The organism is Cellulomonas sp. NPDC058312 (assembly GCF_042880135.1).
GTDB lineage: Bacteria > Actinomycetota > Actinomycetes > Actinomycetales > Cellulomonadaceae > Cellulomonas.
In genome coordinates, this window is the sequence record NZ_JBHVZE010000002.1 from 67,292 (window position 1) to 81,353 (window position 14,062).

The 14,062-nt window shown below is 76.0% G+C and carries 11 protein-coding genes; 4 read left to right on the forward strand and 7 right to left on the reverse strand.

What is annotated here, in order from left to right:
- Nucleotides 1-618 (reverse strand): LysE/ArgO family amino acid transporter, encoded by a 618-nt coding sequence (locus ACFVXN_RS04670; protein ID WP_389228075.1) that lies wholly within the window; start codon nt 616-618, stop codon nt 1-3.
- A gap of 85 nt (nt 619-703) precedes the next feature.
- Here ACFVXN_RS04670 and ACFVXN_RS04675 point away from each other — a divergent pair, with 85 nt between their 5' ends.
- Nucleotides 704-1,588, forward strand: a complete 885-nt coding sequence (locus ACFVXN_RS04675) for a LysR family transcriptional regulator ArgP (RefSeq protein WP_389228077.1) — start codon at nt 704-706, stop codon at nt 1,586-1,588.
- 30 nt (nt 1,589-1,618) lie between these two features.
- Here the strand turns inward: ACFVXN_RS04675 and ACFVXN_RS04680 are convergent, their stop codons facing one another.
- Nucleotides 1,619-2,884, reverse strand: a complete 1,266-nt coding sequence (locus ACFVXN_RS04680) for an APC family permease (protein WP_389228080.1) — start codon at nt 2,882-2,884, stop codon at nt 1,619-1,621.
- Nucleotides 2,885-3,064: 180 nt separating this feature from the next.
- On the opposite strand from ACFVXN_RS04680, the gene ACFVXN_RS04685 reads away from it, so the two are divergent.
- Nucleotides 3,065-5,257, forward strand: a complete 2,193-nt coding sequence (locus ACFVXN_RS04685) for a putative bifunctional diguanylate cyclase/phosphodiesterase (RefSeq protein ID WP_389228083.1) — start codon at nt 3,065-3,067, stop codon at nt 5,255-5,257.
- An 18-nt stretch (nt 5,258-5,275) separates the two neighbouring features.
- On the opposite strand, the gene ACFVXN_RS04690 is transcribed toward ACFVXN_RS04685, so the two are convergent.
- The 5 genes from ACFVXN_RS04690 to ACFVXN_RS04710 form a co-directional block, all read right to left on the reverse strand.
- Nucleotides 5,276-8,371, reverse strand: a complete 3,096-nt coding sequence (locus ACFVXN_RS04690) for a DEAD/DEAH box helicase (RefSeq protein WP_389228085.1) — start codon at nt 8,369-8,371, stop codon at nt 5,276-5,278.
- A gap of 153 nt (nt 8,372-8,524) precedes the next feature.
- Nucleotides 8,525-8,962, reverse strand: coding sequence for a PTS sugar transporter subunit IIA (locus tag ACFVXN_RS04695; RefSeq protein WP_389228088.1), 438 nt, complete (start codon nt 8,960-8,962; stop codon nt 8,525-8,527).
- Nucleotides 8,959-10,446 carry a PTS mannitol transporter subunit IICB gene (locus ACFVXN_RS04700; RefSeq protein WP_389230461.1) on the reverse strand — a complete coding sequence of 496 codons (1,488 nt, stop codon included), beginning with the start codon at nt 10,444-10,446 and terminating at the stop codon, nt 8,959-8,961. Before ACFVXN_RS04700 ends, ACFVXN_RS04695 begins: the two co-directional genes overlap by 4 nt.
- 200 nt (nt 10,447-10,646) lie before the next feature.
- Nucleotides 10,647-11,687: a zinc-dependent dehydrogenase gene (locus ACFVXN_RS04705; protein WP_389228091.1), complete on the reverse strand. Its 1,041-nt coding sequence runs from the start codon at nt 11,685-11,687 to the stop codon at nt 10,647-10,649.
- 52 nt (nt 11,688-11,739) lie between these two features.
- Nucleotides 11,740-12,501 (reverse strand): DeoR/GlpR family DNA-binding transcription regulator, encoded by a 762-nt coding sequence (locus ACFVXN_RS04710; RefSeq protein ID WP_389228094.1) that lies wholly within the window; start codon nt 12,499-12,501, stop codon nt 11,740-11,742.
- A gap of 285 nt (nt 12,502-12,786) precedes the next feature.
- On the opposite strand from ACFVXN_RS04710, the gene ACFVXN_RS04715 reads away from it, so the two are divergent.
- Together ACFVXN_RS04715 and ACFVXN_RS04720 are read left to right on the forward strand one after the other, a co-directional pair.
- Nucleotides 12,787-13,197 carry a transferase gene (locus ACFVXN_RS04715; RefSeq protein ID WP_389228097.1) on the forward strand — a complete coding sequence of 137 codons (411 nt, stop codon included), beginning with the start codon at nt 12,787-12,789 and terminating at the stop codon, nt 13,195-13,197.
- A gap of 123 nt (nt 13,198-13,320) precedes the next feature.
- Nucleotides 13,321-14,019 (forward strand): helix-turn-helix transcriptional regulator, encoded by a 699-nt coding sequence (locus ACFVXN_RS04720; RefSeq protein ID WP_389228100.1) that lies wholly within the window; start codon nt 13,321-13,323, stop codon nt 14,017-14,019.
- The last annotated feature ends 43 nt before the right edge of the window (nt 14,020-14,062 follow it).

Sequence of the window (14,062 nt, forward strand, 5' to 3'; positions counted from 1 at the left end):
TCACAGACCGCGCAGCAGCCCGACCGCGATCGACGCCATCACCACGGCGATGACCGCGTCGAGCACGCGCCACGCCGCCGGGCGCGCGAACAGCGGGCGCAGCACCCGCGCCCCGTACCCGAGCGCGGTGAACCAGACCAGGCTGCCGAGGACGGCGCCGCCGCCGAACCACCAGCGCAGGTCGCCGTGCGTCCCGGCGACCGAGCCGAGCAGCACCACCGTGTCCAGGTACACGTGCGGGTTGAGCCAGGTCAGCGCCAGGCTCGTGGCGACGACGGGCCAGAGCGCGGCGGGTGCGGCGTCGGCGTCCTCGGTGAGCGCGGCGCGGGGGCGCAGGGCCCGGCGCGCGGCGACCACCGCGTAGCCGAGCAGGAACGCCGCGCCGCCGAGCCGGGCCACGACCAGGACGGCCGGCGCCCGGTCGACGAGGGTGCCGACCCCGGCGACGCCGGCGGTGATGAGCACCGCGTCGGACAGCGCGCAGACCGCCACGACCGGCAGGACGTGCACGCCGCGCAGGCCGGTGCGCAGGACGAACGCGTTCTGCGCGCCGATCGCCACGATCAGCGACAGGCCGAACGCGAGTCCGGTGAGGGTGGAGAGCAGGGGAGCGGGCACCCGGCGACGGTAGGTCCGCCCACCCGCATCGGTCCAATGACTGCGACGAGCCGTCCATCAGCAGTGCTGATAGTAGGGTCGGCGCGTGACCGACGTGGACCTTCCCCAGCTGCGCGCCCTGCTCGCCGTCGTCGACGAGGGCTCGTTCGAGGGCGCGGCCCTCACCCTGCGGATCACCCAGTCCGCGGTGAGCCAGCGGATCCGCGCTCTGGAGACCGCCGTCGGCCAGGTGCTCGTCCGCCGCAGCCGACCCGCCGGGGTGACGGACGCCGGCGCGGTGTACCTGCGGCTCGCCCGGCAGGTGCTCGACCTGACCGACGAGGCCCGGGCCGCGGTCGCCACCGACGCGACGCCCGGCCGCACCGTGCTGCCGATCGCGGTGAACTCGGACTCGCTCGGCTCGTGGGTGCTGCCGGCGCTCGCGCCGCTGGCGGACGAGGTCGTCCTGGACCTGCACCGCGAGGACCAGGACCACTCCGCGGAGCTGCTGCGCACCGGCACCGTGGTCGCGGCCATCACCACCGCGGACCGGCCCGTGCAGGGCTGCTCGGTGCACCGCCTGGGCGTGCTCCGGTACCGGCCGATGATGGCGGTGGCCGGCGCCGCGCGGCACCTGCCCGACGGGCCGACGACCGCCGCGCTCGAGGCGGCGCCGCTGGTGGTGTTCGACCGCAAGGACGACCTGCAGGACCGCTACCTGCGCCGCCGCGGCGCGGACCCCGCGCTCCCGCCGCGGCACCACGTCCCGGCCTCGGCCGACTTCGTGCTGGCGGTCCGGCTCGGGCTCGGGTGGGGCATGCTGCCGGAGGCCGACGCGACCGCGGGGGAGCGCGACGGGACGCTCGTCGACCTCGACCCCGGGCGGCACGAGGACGTGACCCTGTTCTGGCAGCAGTGGACGCTGCCGACCCGGGCCCTGGAGCGCACCGGCGCCGCGGTCCGCGCCGCCGCTGCGCGGTACCTGCGCTGACCGGGGGGCGTGCTCGCGTCGAGCGGGGCGTCAGCCGGCGGCGCGAGCCCGGGCGCGGCGGTGCTGCCAGGCCCGCCCGAGCACGCCGACGCCGAGCACCCCGGCGCCCGCCGCGACCGACGTCGGCGGGAGCGTCGCGACCAGCACCGCGCAGCCGACCGCGCCCAGCACCTGCACGGCCCGCGGCGCCCAGCGGTGCTCGCCGCGCTGCGTGGCGGCGGCGACGTTCGTGACCAGGTAGTAGAGCAGCACCCCGGCGGACGAGAACCCGATCGCCCCGCGCAGGTCGACGACCAGCACGAGCGCGCCCACCACGACCGCGAGGGCGACCTCGGCGTGGTGCGGCACCCGGTAGCGGGGGTGCACGCCCGCGAGCCACCCCGGCAGGTCGCCGTGCCGGGCCATCGCCAGGGCCGTGCGGCTCACCCCGGCGACCAGCGCCAGCAGCGCGCCGAGCGACGCGACCGCGGCGCCCACCCGCACGACCGGTCCGACCCAGGGCCAGCCGGTCGCGGCGGCCGCTGCGGCCAGCGGGGTGGCGGTCGCGGCGGTCCCGTCGGGGCCGAGCGTCGCGAGCAGCGTCACCGCGACCACTCCGTAGACCAGCACCGTCAGCGCCAGCGCGATCAGGATCGCCCGGGGGATCGTCCGGCGCGGGTCGCGCACCTCCTCGCCCAGCGTCGCCACCCGCGCGTAGCCCGCGAACGCGAAGAACAGCAGGCCCGCCGACTGGAGCACGCCGTACCAGCCGACCTCGCCGCCCGCCGACCACGGCGCCACCGGCGCCCACGCCTGGTCCGCCCCGACGTGGACCGCCACGACCGCCACGAGCAGGCAGGTGAGCGTCGCGGCCACCAGCAGCCGGGTCAGCCGCGAGGTGCGGGTGATCCCGCGGTAGTTCACCGCCGCGAGCCCCACCACCGCGGCGACCGCCAGCGGACGCTCCCAGCCCGGGGGCGCCGCGTACGCCGCGAACGTCAGCGCCATCGCCGCGCAGCTCGCCGTCTTCCCGATCACGAAGGCCCAGCCCGCCAGGAACCCCCACCAGGGGCCGAGCTCCTCGCGCCCGTAGACGTACGTCCCGCCCGAGGTCGGGTGCTGCGCCGCGAGCTGCGCGGACGAGGTGGCGTTCGCGGCGGCGACCAGCGCCGCCAGCGCCAGCCCCAGCAGCAGCGCGGGACCCGCCGCGCGGGCGGCCGGCGCGAACGCGGTGAACACGCCCGCGCCGATCATCGACCCGAGACCGAGGGTGACCGCGGCGCCCGTCCCGAGCCGGCGGGCCAGGGGAGCGGTCACGCGGCGGGGCCGGGGGTGCCGGCGCGGCGAGGGGTCACGGGCGTCATCCTGTCGGCACCGCCCGCACGTGTCGAGCAGAACTCCACCCGCATGATGCGTCAAGAACGTCCCGCGGACGCCGATCCCAGCAGAGTGAGGTGGTGGAGCGGGGCCGGTGCGAGGACGACCAGCGTCGTCGCCGTGCTCGTCGCGCACGCCCTGCTGCCCGACGGCGCCGGGCGCGACGCGCTCTACGTGACGGTCGGCGCCGCCGCCGCGGTCGTCGCCACCCGCGCCGCCCGGCAGATGTCCGGACCCGCCCGGCGGGCCTGGCTGCTGCTCAGCGCGGGCCTCGCGGCCTGGGTGGCCGGGGACGTGATCTGGACCGTGCTCGACCGGGTCCTCGGCCTCGACCCGTTCCCCTCGGTGGCGGACGTGCCCTACCTGGCGTCCTACCCGCTGCTCGCGGCCGGCCTGCTGCGGGCGTTCCCCGCACCGCGCGACCACCGCCGGGAGTGGTTCCTCGACACGGTGCTGATGACGGGCGGCGTGCTGCTGGTGCTGTGGCAGCTGCTGCTCGCGCCGACCGTGCTGGAGTGGGCGTCGGACCCGGGCGGCTCGGTGGTCGGTGCGCTGTACCCGGCCGGTGACGCGCTGCTGCTGATCGCCCTGGCGCGACCGTTCCTGGCCCGGCACCGGCAGACCCGCGCGTACGTGCTGACCTCGGCCTCGGTGCTCGCGATCCTCGCGGCCGACGTGCTGTTCCAGCTCGGCAGCACGCACGGCGTCGACGACCCCCTCTACCTGCTCGACTCCTTGTGGCTGCTCGGGTACGTCCTGGTCGCCCGGGCGGCGCGCGCCCACGCGACGGACGTGATCTCGACCCCGCAGGCGTCCGGCGAGCTCACCGGCCGGCACATGGCCCTGTTCTCCGCGGCCGCCGCGACGGTCCCGGTGACCCTGGTGGTCTCGGCGCTCGGCGCCGGAGCGGTCCCGCTGCTCGAGGTGTGCGTCGTCGGGTCGGTGATGATGTCCGCGCTGCTGCTGCGGTTCTGGTGGCTGGTCCGGGAGCAGCGCGCCACGAACGTCCGCCTCGAGCACCTCGCGATGACCGACCCCCTGACCGGCCTCGCCAACGCGGTCGCCCTGGCCGAGCACGTCGGACGGGACGCCGACCAGGCCGAGCCGGGCACGCTCCCCGCGGTGCTGCTGATCGCGCTCGACGGCTACCGCGACGTCGTGGAGACCCTCGGCCACGCGGTCGCGGACGACCTCCTCCGGGCCGTCGGCACCGAGCTCGCCGACGACGTCGTACCCGGCGGGCTGCCCGCGCGCCTGAGCCGGGAGGTGTTCGCCCTGGCGGTGGAGGTGCGCGACCCGCAGGAGGCGGCGGACGCCGCGCGTGCCGTGCTCGCCCGCCTCGGCACCGCCCTGGACGTGCACGGCATGGACCTGCTGCCCGGTGCGCTCGTCGGGGTCGCGGTGGCCCCGGCCCGGCCCGCCGCGCTCGACGACCTCGTCGCCCGGGCGGACACCGCCGTGTCCAGCGCCCGGCGCGGCCCCGAGCGGTTCGCCGTCGACTGCCCCGGCACCCGCGAGGGTGGGGGCGCGGTCCCCGCCGGGGGCGCGCTGCTGCGCGGGCTGGTCGCCGGGGCCGCGCGCGGGGAGCTCGTCGTGCACTTCCAGCCCGTCACCACGGTGCTCGGCGGCGCGGTCACCGGGGCGGAGGCGCTGGTCCGCTGGCAGCACCCGGTGCACGGCCTGCTCGGTCCCGCCGCCTTCGTGCCCGCCGCCGAGCGCACCGGGCTGGTCCGCACCGTCACGCTGGTCGTGCTCGACGTCGCCCTCGAGGAGTGCGCCCGGCTGCGCGCCCTGGTCCCGGACTTCACGGTGGCGGTGAACGTCTCGGCGCACGACGTCGACGACGCCCGGCTGGTCGGCGACGTCCGCGCCGCCCTCGAGCGGCACGCGCTGCCGCCGTCCGCGCTCACCCTCGAGGTCACCGAGACGATGGCGATGCGCGACGTCCCGCGGGCCGAGCAGACGCTGCGCGCGCTCGCCGACCTCGGCGTCCTGCTCGCCGTCGACGACTACGGCGTCGGGTACGGGTCGCTGGACTACCTGCGACGGCTGCCGTTCACGGTGCTGAAGGTCGACCGGGCGTTCGTCGCCCCGGCCGCCACCGACCCGGTGTGCGCCGCCATCCTGCGCTCGACGATCGACCTCGGCCACGCGCTCGGCATGCAGGTGGTCGCGGAGGGCGTGGAGGACGACGACACCGCCGCGCTGCTCGGCGACCTCGGCTGCGACCTGGCGCAGGGCTGGGCGCTCGGGCGGCCCGGCCCCGCGCACGTGCTGGAGCAGCGGGTCGAGCGGCAGATGCTCGTCGGCTGACGCCCGCGCCGGCTGGGACTAGGCGAGCAGCTCGCGCACGTCGTCGGCGGTGACCGCGGACGCGAACAGCTCGCCGTCGTCGAGCACCGCGTCCACCAGCGCGGCCTTGCGCGCCTGGAGGGCGACGACCTTCTCCTCGACCGTGCCCGCCGCGATCAGCCGGTAGACCATCACCGGGCGGTGCTGGCCGATCCGGTGCGCGCGGTCGACGGCCTGCTGCTCCGCGGCGGGGTTCCACCAGGGGTCGAGCAGGAACACGTAGTCGGCCTCGGTGAGGTTCAGCCCGGTGCCGCCGGCCTTGAGGCTGATGAGGAACACCGGCGCCGTCCCGGTGCGGAACTCGTCGACGACCTCCCCTCGCCGCGTGGTGGACCCCTCGAGGTAGACGTACGGGATGCCCGCGGCCTCGAGGCGGTCGGCGGCCTTGCGCAGGTAGGACGTGAACTGGCTGAACACCAGCGCCCGGTGCCCCTCGGCGGCCACGTCCTCGAGCTGCTCCAGGAGCGCGTCGAGCTTGCTGGACGGCGTCCCGGCCTGCTCGGGGTCGATCAGCGACGCGTCCAGCGCGAGCATCCGCAGCAGCGTCAGCGACCGGTAGACGATGAACCGCTGCCGGTCCAGGTCGTCGATCAGGCCGAGCAGCTTCTGCCGCTCGCGCTGCAGGTACAGGTCGTAGACGGCGCGGTGCGCGGGCGCGAGCTCGACGGTCAGCGTCTGCTCCTGCTTCTCGGGCAGGTCCGCGGCGACCCGGTCCTTGGTGCGGCGCAGCAGGAACGGGCGGATCCGGCGCCGCAGCCGCGCGAGCCGCTCCGCCCGCAGCCGCGCCGTGGACGCGGGGACGTCGCCCGCGCCGGCGCCGTCGGTGATGCCCGCGTGCGCGTCCTCGATCGGCCGGACGTACTGCTGGCCGAACGCCGTCGCGGGCGGCAGCAGCCCGGGCACGGTCAGCGCGAGCAGCGCGTGCAGCTCCGTGAGCGAGTTCTCCAGCGGCGTGCCGGTGAGGGCCAGCACGAACGGCGCGCCGACGTCCGCGGCTGCCCGGTGCACCCGGGACGCGGCGTTCTTCACCTGCTGCGCCTCGTCGAGCACCAGACCGGCCCACGCGACGTCGCGGTACGCGTCGTCGTCGAGCCGCAGCAGCGCGTAGCTCGTCACCAGCACGTCGGCGCCGTCGGCGAGCTCCGCGACGGGCGTGCCCGCGCCCTCCGTGGCCGTGACCCGGCGGACCACCAGGCCCGGGGTGAACCGGGCGGCCTCGGCGACCCAGTTCGGCGTCACGGACGTCGGCGCGACCACCAGGAACGGCAGCCGCGGCTCGTCGGCGGGCCGCTCCTCGACCACGTGCTGCACCAGCGCGAGGCACTGCAGCGTCTTGCCGAGCCCCATGTCGTCGGCCAGGATCCCGCCGAGCCGGTGCCGCCACAGGAACGCCAGCCAGGAGAACCCCTCGGCCTGGTACGGGCGGAGCGCGGCGCGCAGCCCGCGCGGCGCGGGTGTCGGTCGCGGTGCGTCGCCGGCGGTGTCCGCGAGCAGGTCCCGCCAGGCGTCCGCGGGCTCCGCGACGTCGGCGAGCTCCGCGAGGTCGGTCCAGAGCGCGGTCTGGTGCCGGCTGAGCCGCAGCCCGGTCTCCCACTCGGTGAGCTCCTTGGCTTCCGCGACGAGCGCCGCCAGCGGCTCCAGCACGGGGTGGTCGAGGCGCAGGTACGTCCGGTCCACCAGCAGCAGCCGCCGGTGGCCCTTCGCGAGCGCGGCGAACAGCGGCCCGAACGGCACCGTCCGGCCCTCGATCGTCACCAGGACGCCGAGGTCGAACCAGTCGGTCCTGTCCGTCGGCTGGGTGGTGACGGTCAGCACGGGCGTGCCGGTCAGCTCGCGGTAGGCCGGGGCGGTGCCGGTGGTGTCGACCCGGACCCCGGGCCGCGCGGTGATGCGGGGGAGCGCGGTCGTGACGAACTCCGCGGCGTCCACGCCCGCCAGCCGCACGGGCTCGGGCAGCGCCGTCGGGTCGTCCTCGACCGTCGGCCACCCGCCGGGCACCAGGTGCGCCGGCACCACGCGCCGCGGCAGGGGCGTCGGGCCCGAGCGCGCGTGCCCGTCCCACGACCAGGCCAGGTGCACGACGTCCCCGGCCGCGTACCGGACGGCGAGCACGAGCGTCGGCGGCGCGGGCGGCGGCAGCACCACGCTGCCGTCGGCGCTGACCACCTCGAGCCCGGCCCGCAGCGCCGGGAGCCGGTCGCGGACCAGCTGCTCCGCGTCCGCGGCGGGCACGTGCACGCCGTCGCGCAGCGCGTCGGCGACGGACCGCCCACCGCGCCCGCCCCGGCCGCCCTGCCCGCCGCGACCGGCCAGCAGCGCGAGCTGGTGCGGGCCGAGCCGCTCGGTCGTGGGGGCGAGCAGCAGCTGCCGCGGCTGCGCGGGGTCGACGACGTACACGCCGTGGTCGCCGATCGGGTGGGCCCGGTCCACGGGGTGCTCCGCGCCGTCCACGGTCAGCCGCGCCCGCACCCGGACGTCACCGGCCGCGTCCTGCGCGATGTCGAGCCCGAGCCACGCCGACCCGGCGACCTCGACCCGCGCCCCCGCGCCCGAGCCGACGAACGGGATGCCCAGCGCCCGCGCCTGGTCCAGCAGCTCCCAGAGCACCGGGTTCACGAACTCGTCGAGGTACACCCAGGCGGCGTCCGTCCCCGGCACCGGCGGGCCCGCCGCGCGGTGCAGTGCGCCCACCTGGCAGAACCACCGGTGCTGCTCGTCGTCCAGGTCGAGCCGGGCGCGCATGTGCGGGATGTTCGCCCAGGTCAGGGTCCCGCGGGTCCAGCCCCGCTCGGAGCGGACCACCGGGCGGACGCCGAGCGCGTACGCGGGGGCGTCGGTGGCGGACGACGCGTCGGTGCCCGCGCCCGTGCCGGCGCCGGGCGTCCGGGCGGTCGCCGTGCGGGAGACCGGCCCGTTCCACCGCTCCCGGGTGTGCGGGGTCAGCTCCCGCAGCTCGAGCTGCAGCGCGGCCCGCCGCGCCCGGTGCGTGGCCTCGCCCGCCCCCCAGGCCAGCAGCCCGTCGAGCACCCCTCGCCACCCGTCCCCGGCATGCGGGCGCAGGGGTTCGTCGGACACGCGCCCGATCGTCCCACACCCCACCCACGCCCCCGCGAGGGCGCACGAGACACCACGAGGGCGCAACCCATCGGTTGCGCCCTCGTGGTGTCGGGTGCGCCCTCGCGACCCGTGGGGCCCTCGTGGGCCGCGCGGGCCGCGCGGGCCGCGGGGTCAGGCGGGTTCGACCTCCGCGAGGATCTGCGTCAGGGCCTCGCGGGTGGTGGCCGCGAGGACGCGGGCCACGCGGTCGGCGTCGGTGAAGACGAGCGCGATCCGCGACAGCAGCGACAGGTGCTCGTCGCCGACGCCGGCGATGCCGACCACGACGCGCACGGGGCCGCCGCCCCAGTCGATCTCGTGCTCGTACCGAATCAGGCAGATGGCCGAGCGGGTGATCTCGCCCTTCGCCTGGTCGGTGCCGTGCGGGATCGCCAGGAAGCTGCCCATGTACGTCGACACGGTCTGCTCCCGCTCCAGCATCGCGTCCACGTAGTGCGGCGCGACGGCCCCGGACTGCACGAGCAGGGCCCCGGCCTCGCGGATCGCCTCATCCTTGGTGGTGGCGCGACCCGCGGGGACGATCAGGTCCGCGCTCATCAGCTCGGTCACGTGGTGCTCCTCTCCTGCGACGCCTCTCGGACGACGTCGTCGTACACGGGGCTGGACAGGAAGTTGTCGACCGAGACGTGCCGGGCCGACGGCGCGTGCCGCCGGGCGCGGTCGGTGAGCTCCCGCTGGGTGATCACCAGGTCGACGTCGTCCTCCAGGTTCGCGACGGCCTTGTTGACCACCGTGATGTCGGGCCGGCCGGCCTTCTTGAGCTTGTCCCGCAGGATGCTCGCGCCCATCGCGGACGACCCCATGCCGGCGTCGCACGCGAACACGATGGACCGCACGGGTCCGGTGGGTGCGGCGTCGGCCGCCGTGGCGCCGCCGGCCGCGGCCGACATCGCCCCGAGCGCCGACGACGACTTGCCCTTGTTCGCCTCGGTCTGCGCGATGGCCGCCGCGAGGTCGCCGCCGCCCGACTCGAGGTCGCGCTTGCGGGACGCCCGCAGGATCACGGCGGCGACCAGGAACGTGACCGCGAACGCCAGCACCACCGACAGGATCACGCCGACGAACGAGCCGCGCGGCGTCGCGGCGAACACCGCGAGGATCGACCCCGGTGCCGCCGGGCCGCGCAGGCCGCTGCCGAACACCACGTTGGTGGCGATGCCGGTCGCGCCGCCGAGGATCGCGGCGATGATGAGCGTCGGCTTCATCAGCACGAACGGGAAGTAGACCTCGTGGATGCCGCCGACGAACTGCACGATCGCCGCACCCGGCGCCGACGAGCGCGCCGCGCCGACCCCGAAGAACGTGTAGGCCATCAGGATGCCCAGGCCGGGGCCGGGGTTCGACTCGACCAGGAACAGCAGCGACTGCCCGGTCTCGACGACCTCCTGCGCGCCGAGCGGCACCAGCACGCCGTTGCCGATCGCGTTGTTGAGGAACAGCACCTTGGCCGGCTCGACCACCAGGGCCATCAGGGGCATCAGGTGGTTGTCGGCCATCCACGACACGATCGTGCCGAGCCAGTCCGACACCTGCGTGATGATCGGCGCGAACCCGAAGAACGCCCCGACCGCCATCGCCGCGCCGAGGATGCCCGCGGAGAACATGTCGACGAGCATCTCGAAGCCCGGCTTGATCTTGCCGGCCCACAGGCCGTCGACCTTCTTCATCACCCACGCCGAGGCGGGGCCGACGATCATCGCGCCGAGGAACATCGGCACGGTGCTGCCGGTGATCATCCCGACCGCGACGATCGACGCGACGACGCCGCCGCGCTCCTTGTAGACCATCCGGCCGCCGGCGTTGGCGATGAGGATCGGCAGCAGGTACGTGACCATCGGGCCGACGAGCCCGATGTACTGCCGGAAGGTGGTGCCGTCGTCGGCGAGCGCGAGCTGCGTCGCCGCGCCCTGCCAGCTCATCTCGTCGGCGTTGCCGAAGCCGCCGAGGATGCCGTTGGGCAACCAGCCCACGGCGATGAACAGCGAGGTGATCAGCCCCCAGGCCAGGAACGCCGGGAGGTTGGGCATGATCATCGCGCTGAGGAACGCCCCGAACCGCTGGACGCGGACCTGGGCCTGCTTGCCCCGCGACGGGGCCGGTGCTGCTGCGGCTGTGGTGGACACGGGCTCAGCCCTCCTGGGGGGCGCTCGGCCGGGCGGCGGTGCCCGGCGTGGAGTGGATCGGCATTGACCTGCTCCTTCGGTGACGTGACGGCCGGGGCCGTCGGGTGTCGTCAGGGTTCGATGGTGACCTTGATGCCCGCACCGCTGCGGACGACGTCGATGCCCTCGGCGACCCGGTCGAGCGGCAGCCGGTGGGTGATGAGGTCCGCGACCGGCACGCTGCCGTCGGCGATGTGCGCGAGCGCCTGGCGGTTGTGCTCGGGGCTCGACCCGTTCGCGCCGAACACCGCCAGCTCGCGGTAGTGCACGAGGTTGGAGTCGAACGTGATGGTCGGCTTGTCCTTGGGCAGGCCGCCGAACAGGCTGAGCCGGCCCTGCGGGGCGAGCATCTGCAGCGCCTGCTCCTGCGCCGCGCCCGAGGCCGCGGCGGTGATGACCACGGACGGGCCCTTGCCGCCGGTGAGCTCCTTGACCGCGGCGACCGGGTCGGTCTCCGCGGAGCAGATCGCGGCGTCCGGCTGCACCACCGCGGCGGCGAGATCCAGGCGCTCGCGGCTGAGCTCGACCAGGAACACCTGCGCGGCGCCCCGGGCGCGGGCGAGCCGCACGTGCAGGCAGCCGATCGGGCCGGAGCCCACGACCACCACGGTGTCGCCCTCGTGGACGTCGATGATCTCCTGGGCGTTGATCGCGCAGGCGAACGGCTCGGCGACGGACGCCTCGGCGAACGAGACGTTCTCGGGGATGCGGTTGAGGCCGTCGACGGCGAGCACCTCGCGGGGCACGACCATCAGCGGGGCGAACCCGCCGTCGAAGTCGTAGCCCATCGAGACCTGGTTGGGGCAGATCGTCATGACGCCCGCGCGGCAGAACTCGCAGGTGCCGCAGGGGATGGCCGCGATGACCTGGACGCGGTCGCCCGGGGCCCAGCCCTGGACGCCGGCGCCGGTCTCGAGGACCTCCCCGGCGATCTCGTGGCCCATGACGCGCGGCGGGACGATCCGCTGGTGCCCGGACGTCGAGATCTTCACGTCCGTGCCGCACATGGAGCAGGCGCGCACCCGGATCAGGACCTCGCCGTCCCCGGGGCGGGGGTCCGGCGCCTCCTCGAGGCGCACGTCACCGGGGGCGTAGAAGCGGAAGACCTTCATCGTTCTCCTTCGTCGATCCGTCCGGGCGCGCGGGTGCGCGCGCCGGTGGGTGTCAGGCCCGCACGACGCGCGGGCCGGCGTGCTCGATCTCGTCGGCGAGCTCGGGCGCGACGCCCGAGTCGGTGACGACGGTGTCCACGGCCTGCAGCGGTGCGACGACCGCCAGCTCGGTGCGGCCGATCTTGGTGTGGTCGGCGAGGACCACCGTGCGGCGCGCGGCCGCCACCAGCGCCCGCTTGACCGTGGCCTCCGCGAGGTCGGGTGTGGTGAGCCCGTGCTCGGCGGACAGCCCGTTCGTGCCGACGAACGCGACGTCGACCCGCACCTCGGCGAGCGCGCGCTCCGCCCAGTCGCCGACCGCGGCCAGCGTGCGGGGCCGGACCGTGCCGCCGACCAGGTGCAGCGTGACGCGGGGGAGCCCGGCGAGCGCGGTCGCGACCGGCAGCGCGTGCGTGACGACGATGAGCTCGAGGTCGGCGGGCAGCATCTCCGCGAGCCGCACGGTGGTGGTGCCCGCGTCGATCAGCACGGAGCCGCCGGTCGGCAGCTCGTCCAGGGCGGCCTTCGCGATCCGGTCCTTCTCCGCGGCGAGCACGTGCTCGCGCTGGGCGAGGGCGGGCTCGTGGCCCAGCCGCTCGACGGGGACCGCGCCGCCGTGCACGCGCCGGAGCAGGCCCATCCGCTCGAGCGCGGTGAGGTCGCGGCGGACGGTCTCGGGCGTCACGTCCAGGTCGGCGGCCAGCGCCTGCACCTCGACGCGGCCCGCGGCGCGCGCGGTCGTGACGATGACGCTGTGGCGTTCGGGCGGGTACATGAGACGTCGTCGTCCTCGTGTCGGTCCACTTCGGCGTGGAGCTGCGCTGGCGGTGCTGCGGGTCTGCGTGCTGCTGTGCTGCCGTGCGGGCGTCCCGCTGGGCTCGGGACCCACTGTGGCGCGGATCACGTGCCCGAGTCAACAGAAACGCAGAAACTCAGAACCATCCGGGCAGACAGCCGGGGCGAAACGGATATCTCGACCTGCCGCGCAGGTCACGAACCGGTCACGGCGCCTCGTGACCCGGGGAACAATCTCCCCGGTCCGGGCGTTCAGACGGGTGCCATGAAGAAGCGATACGAGGACCTCGAGCAGGCAGACGGCACGGTCGTGCGCTACCAGCGGCACGGCAACGGCGGCGGACTCGTCGCCAAGGGAGCCGTCGTGGACGACAGCGCCTACGTGGCCGACACCGCGTGGGTGGATCCCGGCGCGCGGGTGGAGGCCCGCGCACGGATCGGGCAGCACTGCTGGGTGGAGCCCGGCGCGCACGTGGAGGTGGCGGCGACCGTCGACTCCCACGTCCACGTCGGCCGCGGCGCCCAGGTCGGTGCCGGTGCCCGGGTGGGCACCCGCAGTCAGGTCGGCGCCGACGCGCGGCTGAGCCCGCGCGCGGTGGTCGAGCCCGAGACGCGGGTCGAGCCCGGCGCCGTGGTGCAGCACCCCCGGCGCGCGGACCGGCGGCTCGTCGCCTGACCCCCGGACAGGGCTCGTCCCCGCGGACCCGGTGACCTACGTCCCGGTTCCGGGGCGCCCGCCGGGAGCACCCTGCTGACGTCAGCCGCCGACGCAGGGAGAGCCATGCCCGGGGACGCCCCCGTGGGTCCGCGACCTGCGCGCGCCCGGGTACCGGCCGCCCCGGACCGCCGCGCCCAGCTGCTCACCGTGCTGCGCCGGCGCGGACCGAGCACCACGGCAGAGCTGGCCGCGGAGACCGGGCTGCACCCGAACACCACCCGCGAGCACCTGCGGGTGCTGGTGGACTCCGGGCACGTCGAGGCACGGACCGGCGCCCCCGCGGGCCGCGGGCGCCCGAGCACCCGGTACCGCGCGCTCCGGGCCGACCCGGAGGCGTCGCTCGTCGAGCGGCAGGCCGGCGTGCTCGTCGCCCAGGCCGCGCTCGCCCGCGCCCTGCTGGACGGCTACGGCGTGCCCGACCCCGACGCCGCGGAGTCCGCGCGCCGGCACGGGCTGCGCGCGAGCGCGGACCTGCCCGAGCCGCCGGGGGACGCGGGAGCAGCCGGGGCCGACGCGCAGCTGCGGGCGCTGGCGGAGCACCTCGACCGGATGGGGTTCGAGCCCGACCTCGACCGCGTCGCCGGGACCGGCGAGGTCCGGCTGCGCGCCTGCCCGTTCCTCGACCTCGCGCGCGACCGGCCCGACGTCGTGTGCCGCGTGCACCTCGGCCTCGCGCAGGGCGTGCTCGCCCGCACCGGTGGTCCGGTGGCGGCGGACGCCGTCCAGCCCTTCGCGGCGCCGGGCCTGTGCGTGCTGCACCTGACCGGCCTCGCCCCCTGACGCCCGTGCGGGGTGGTCCGTGGGCCGTTGGGCCCAATATGCA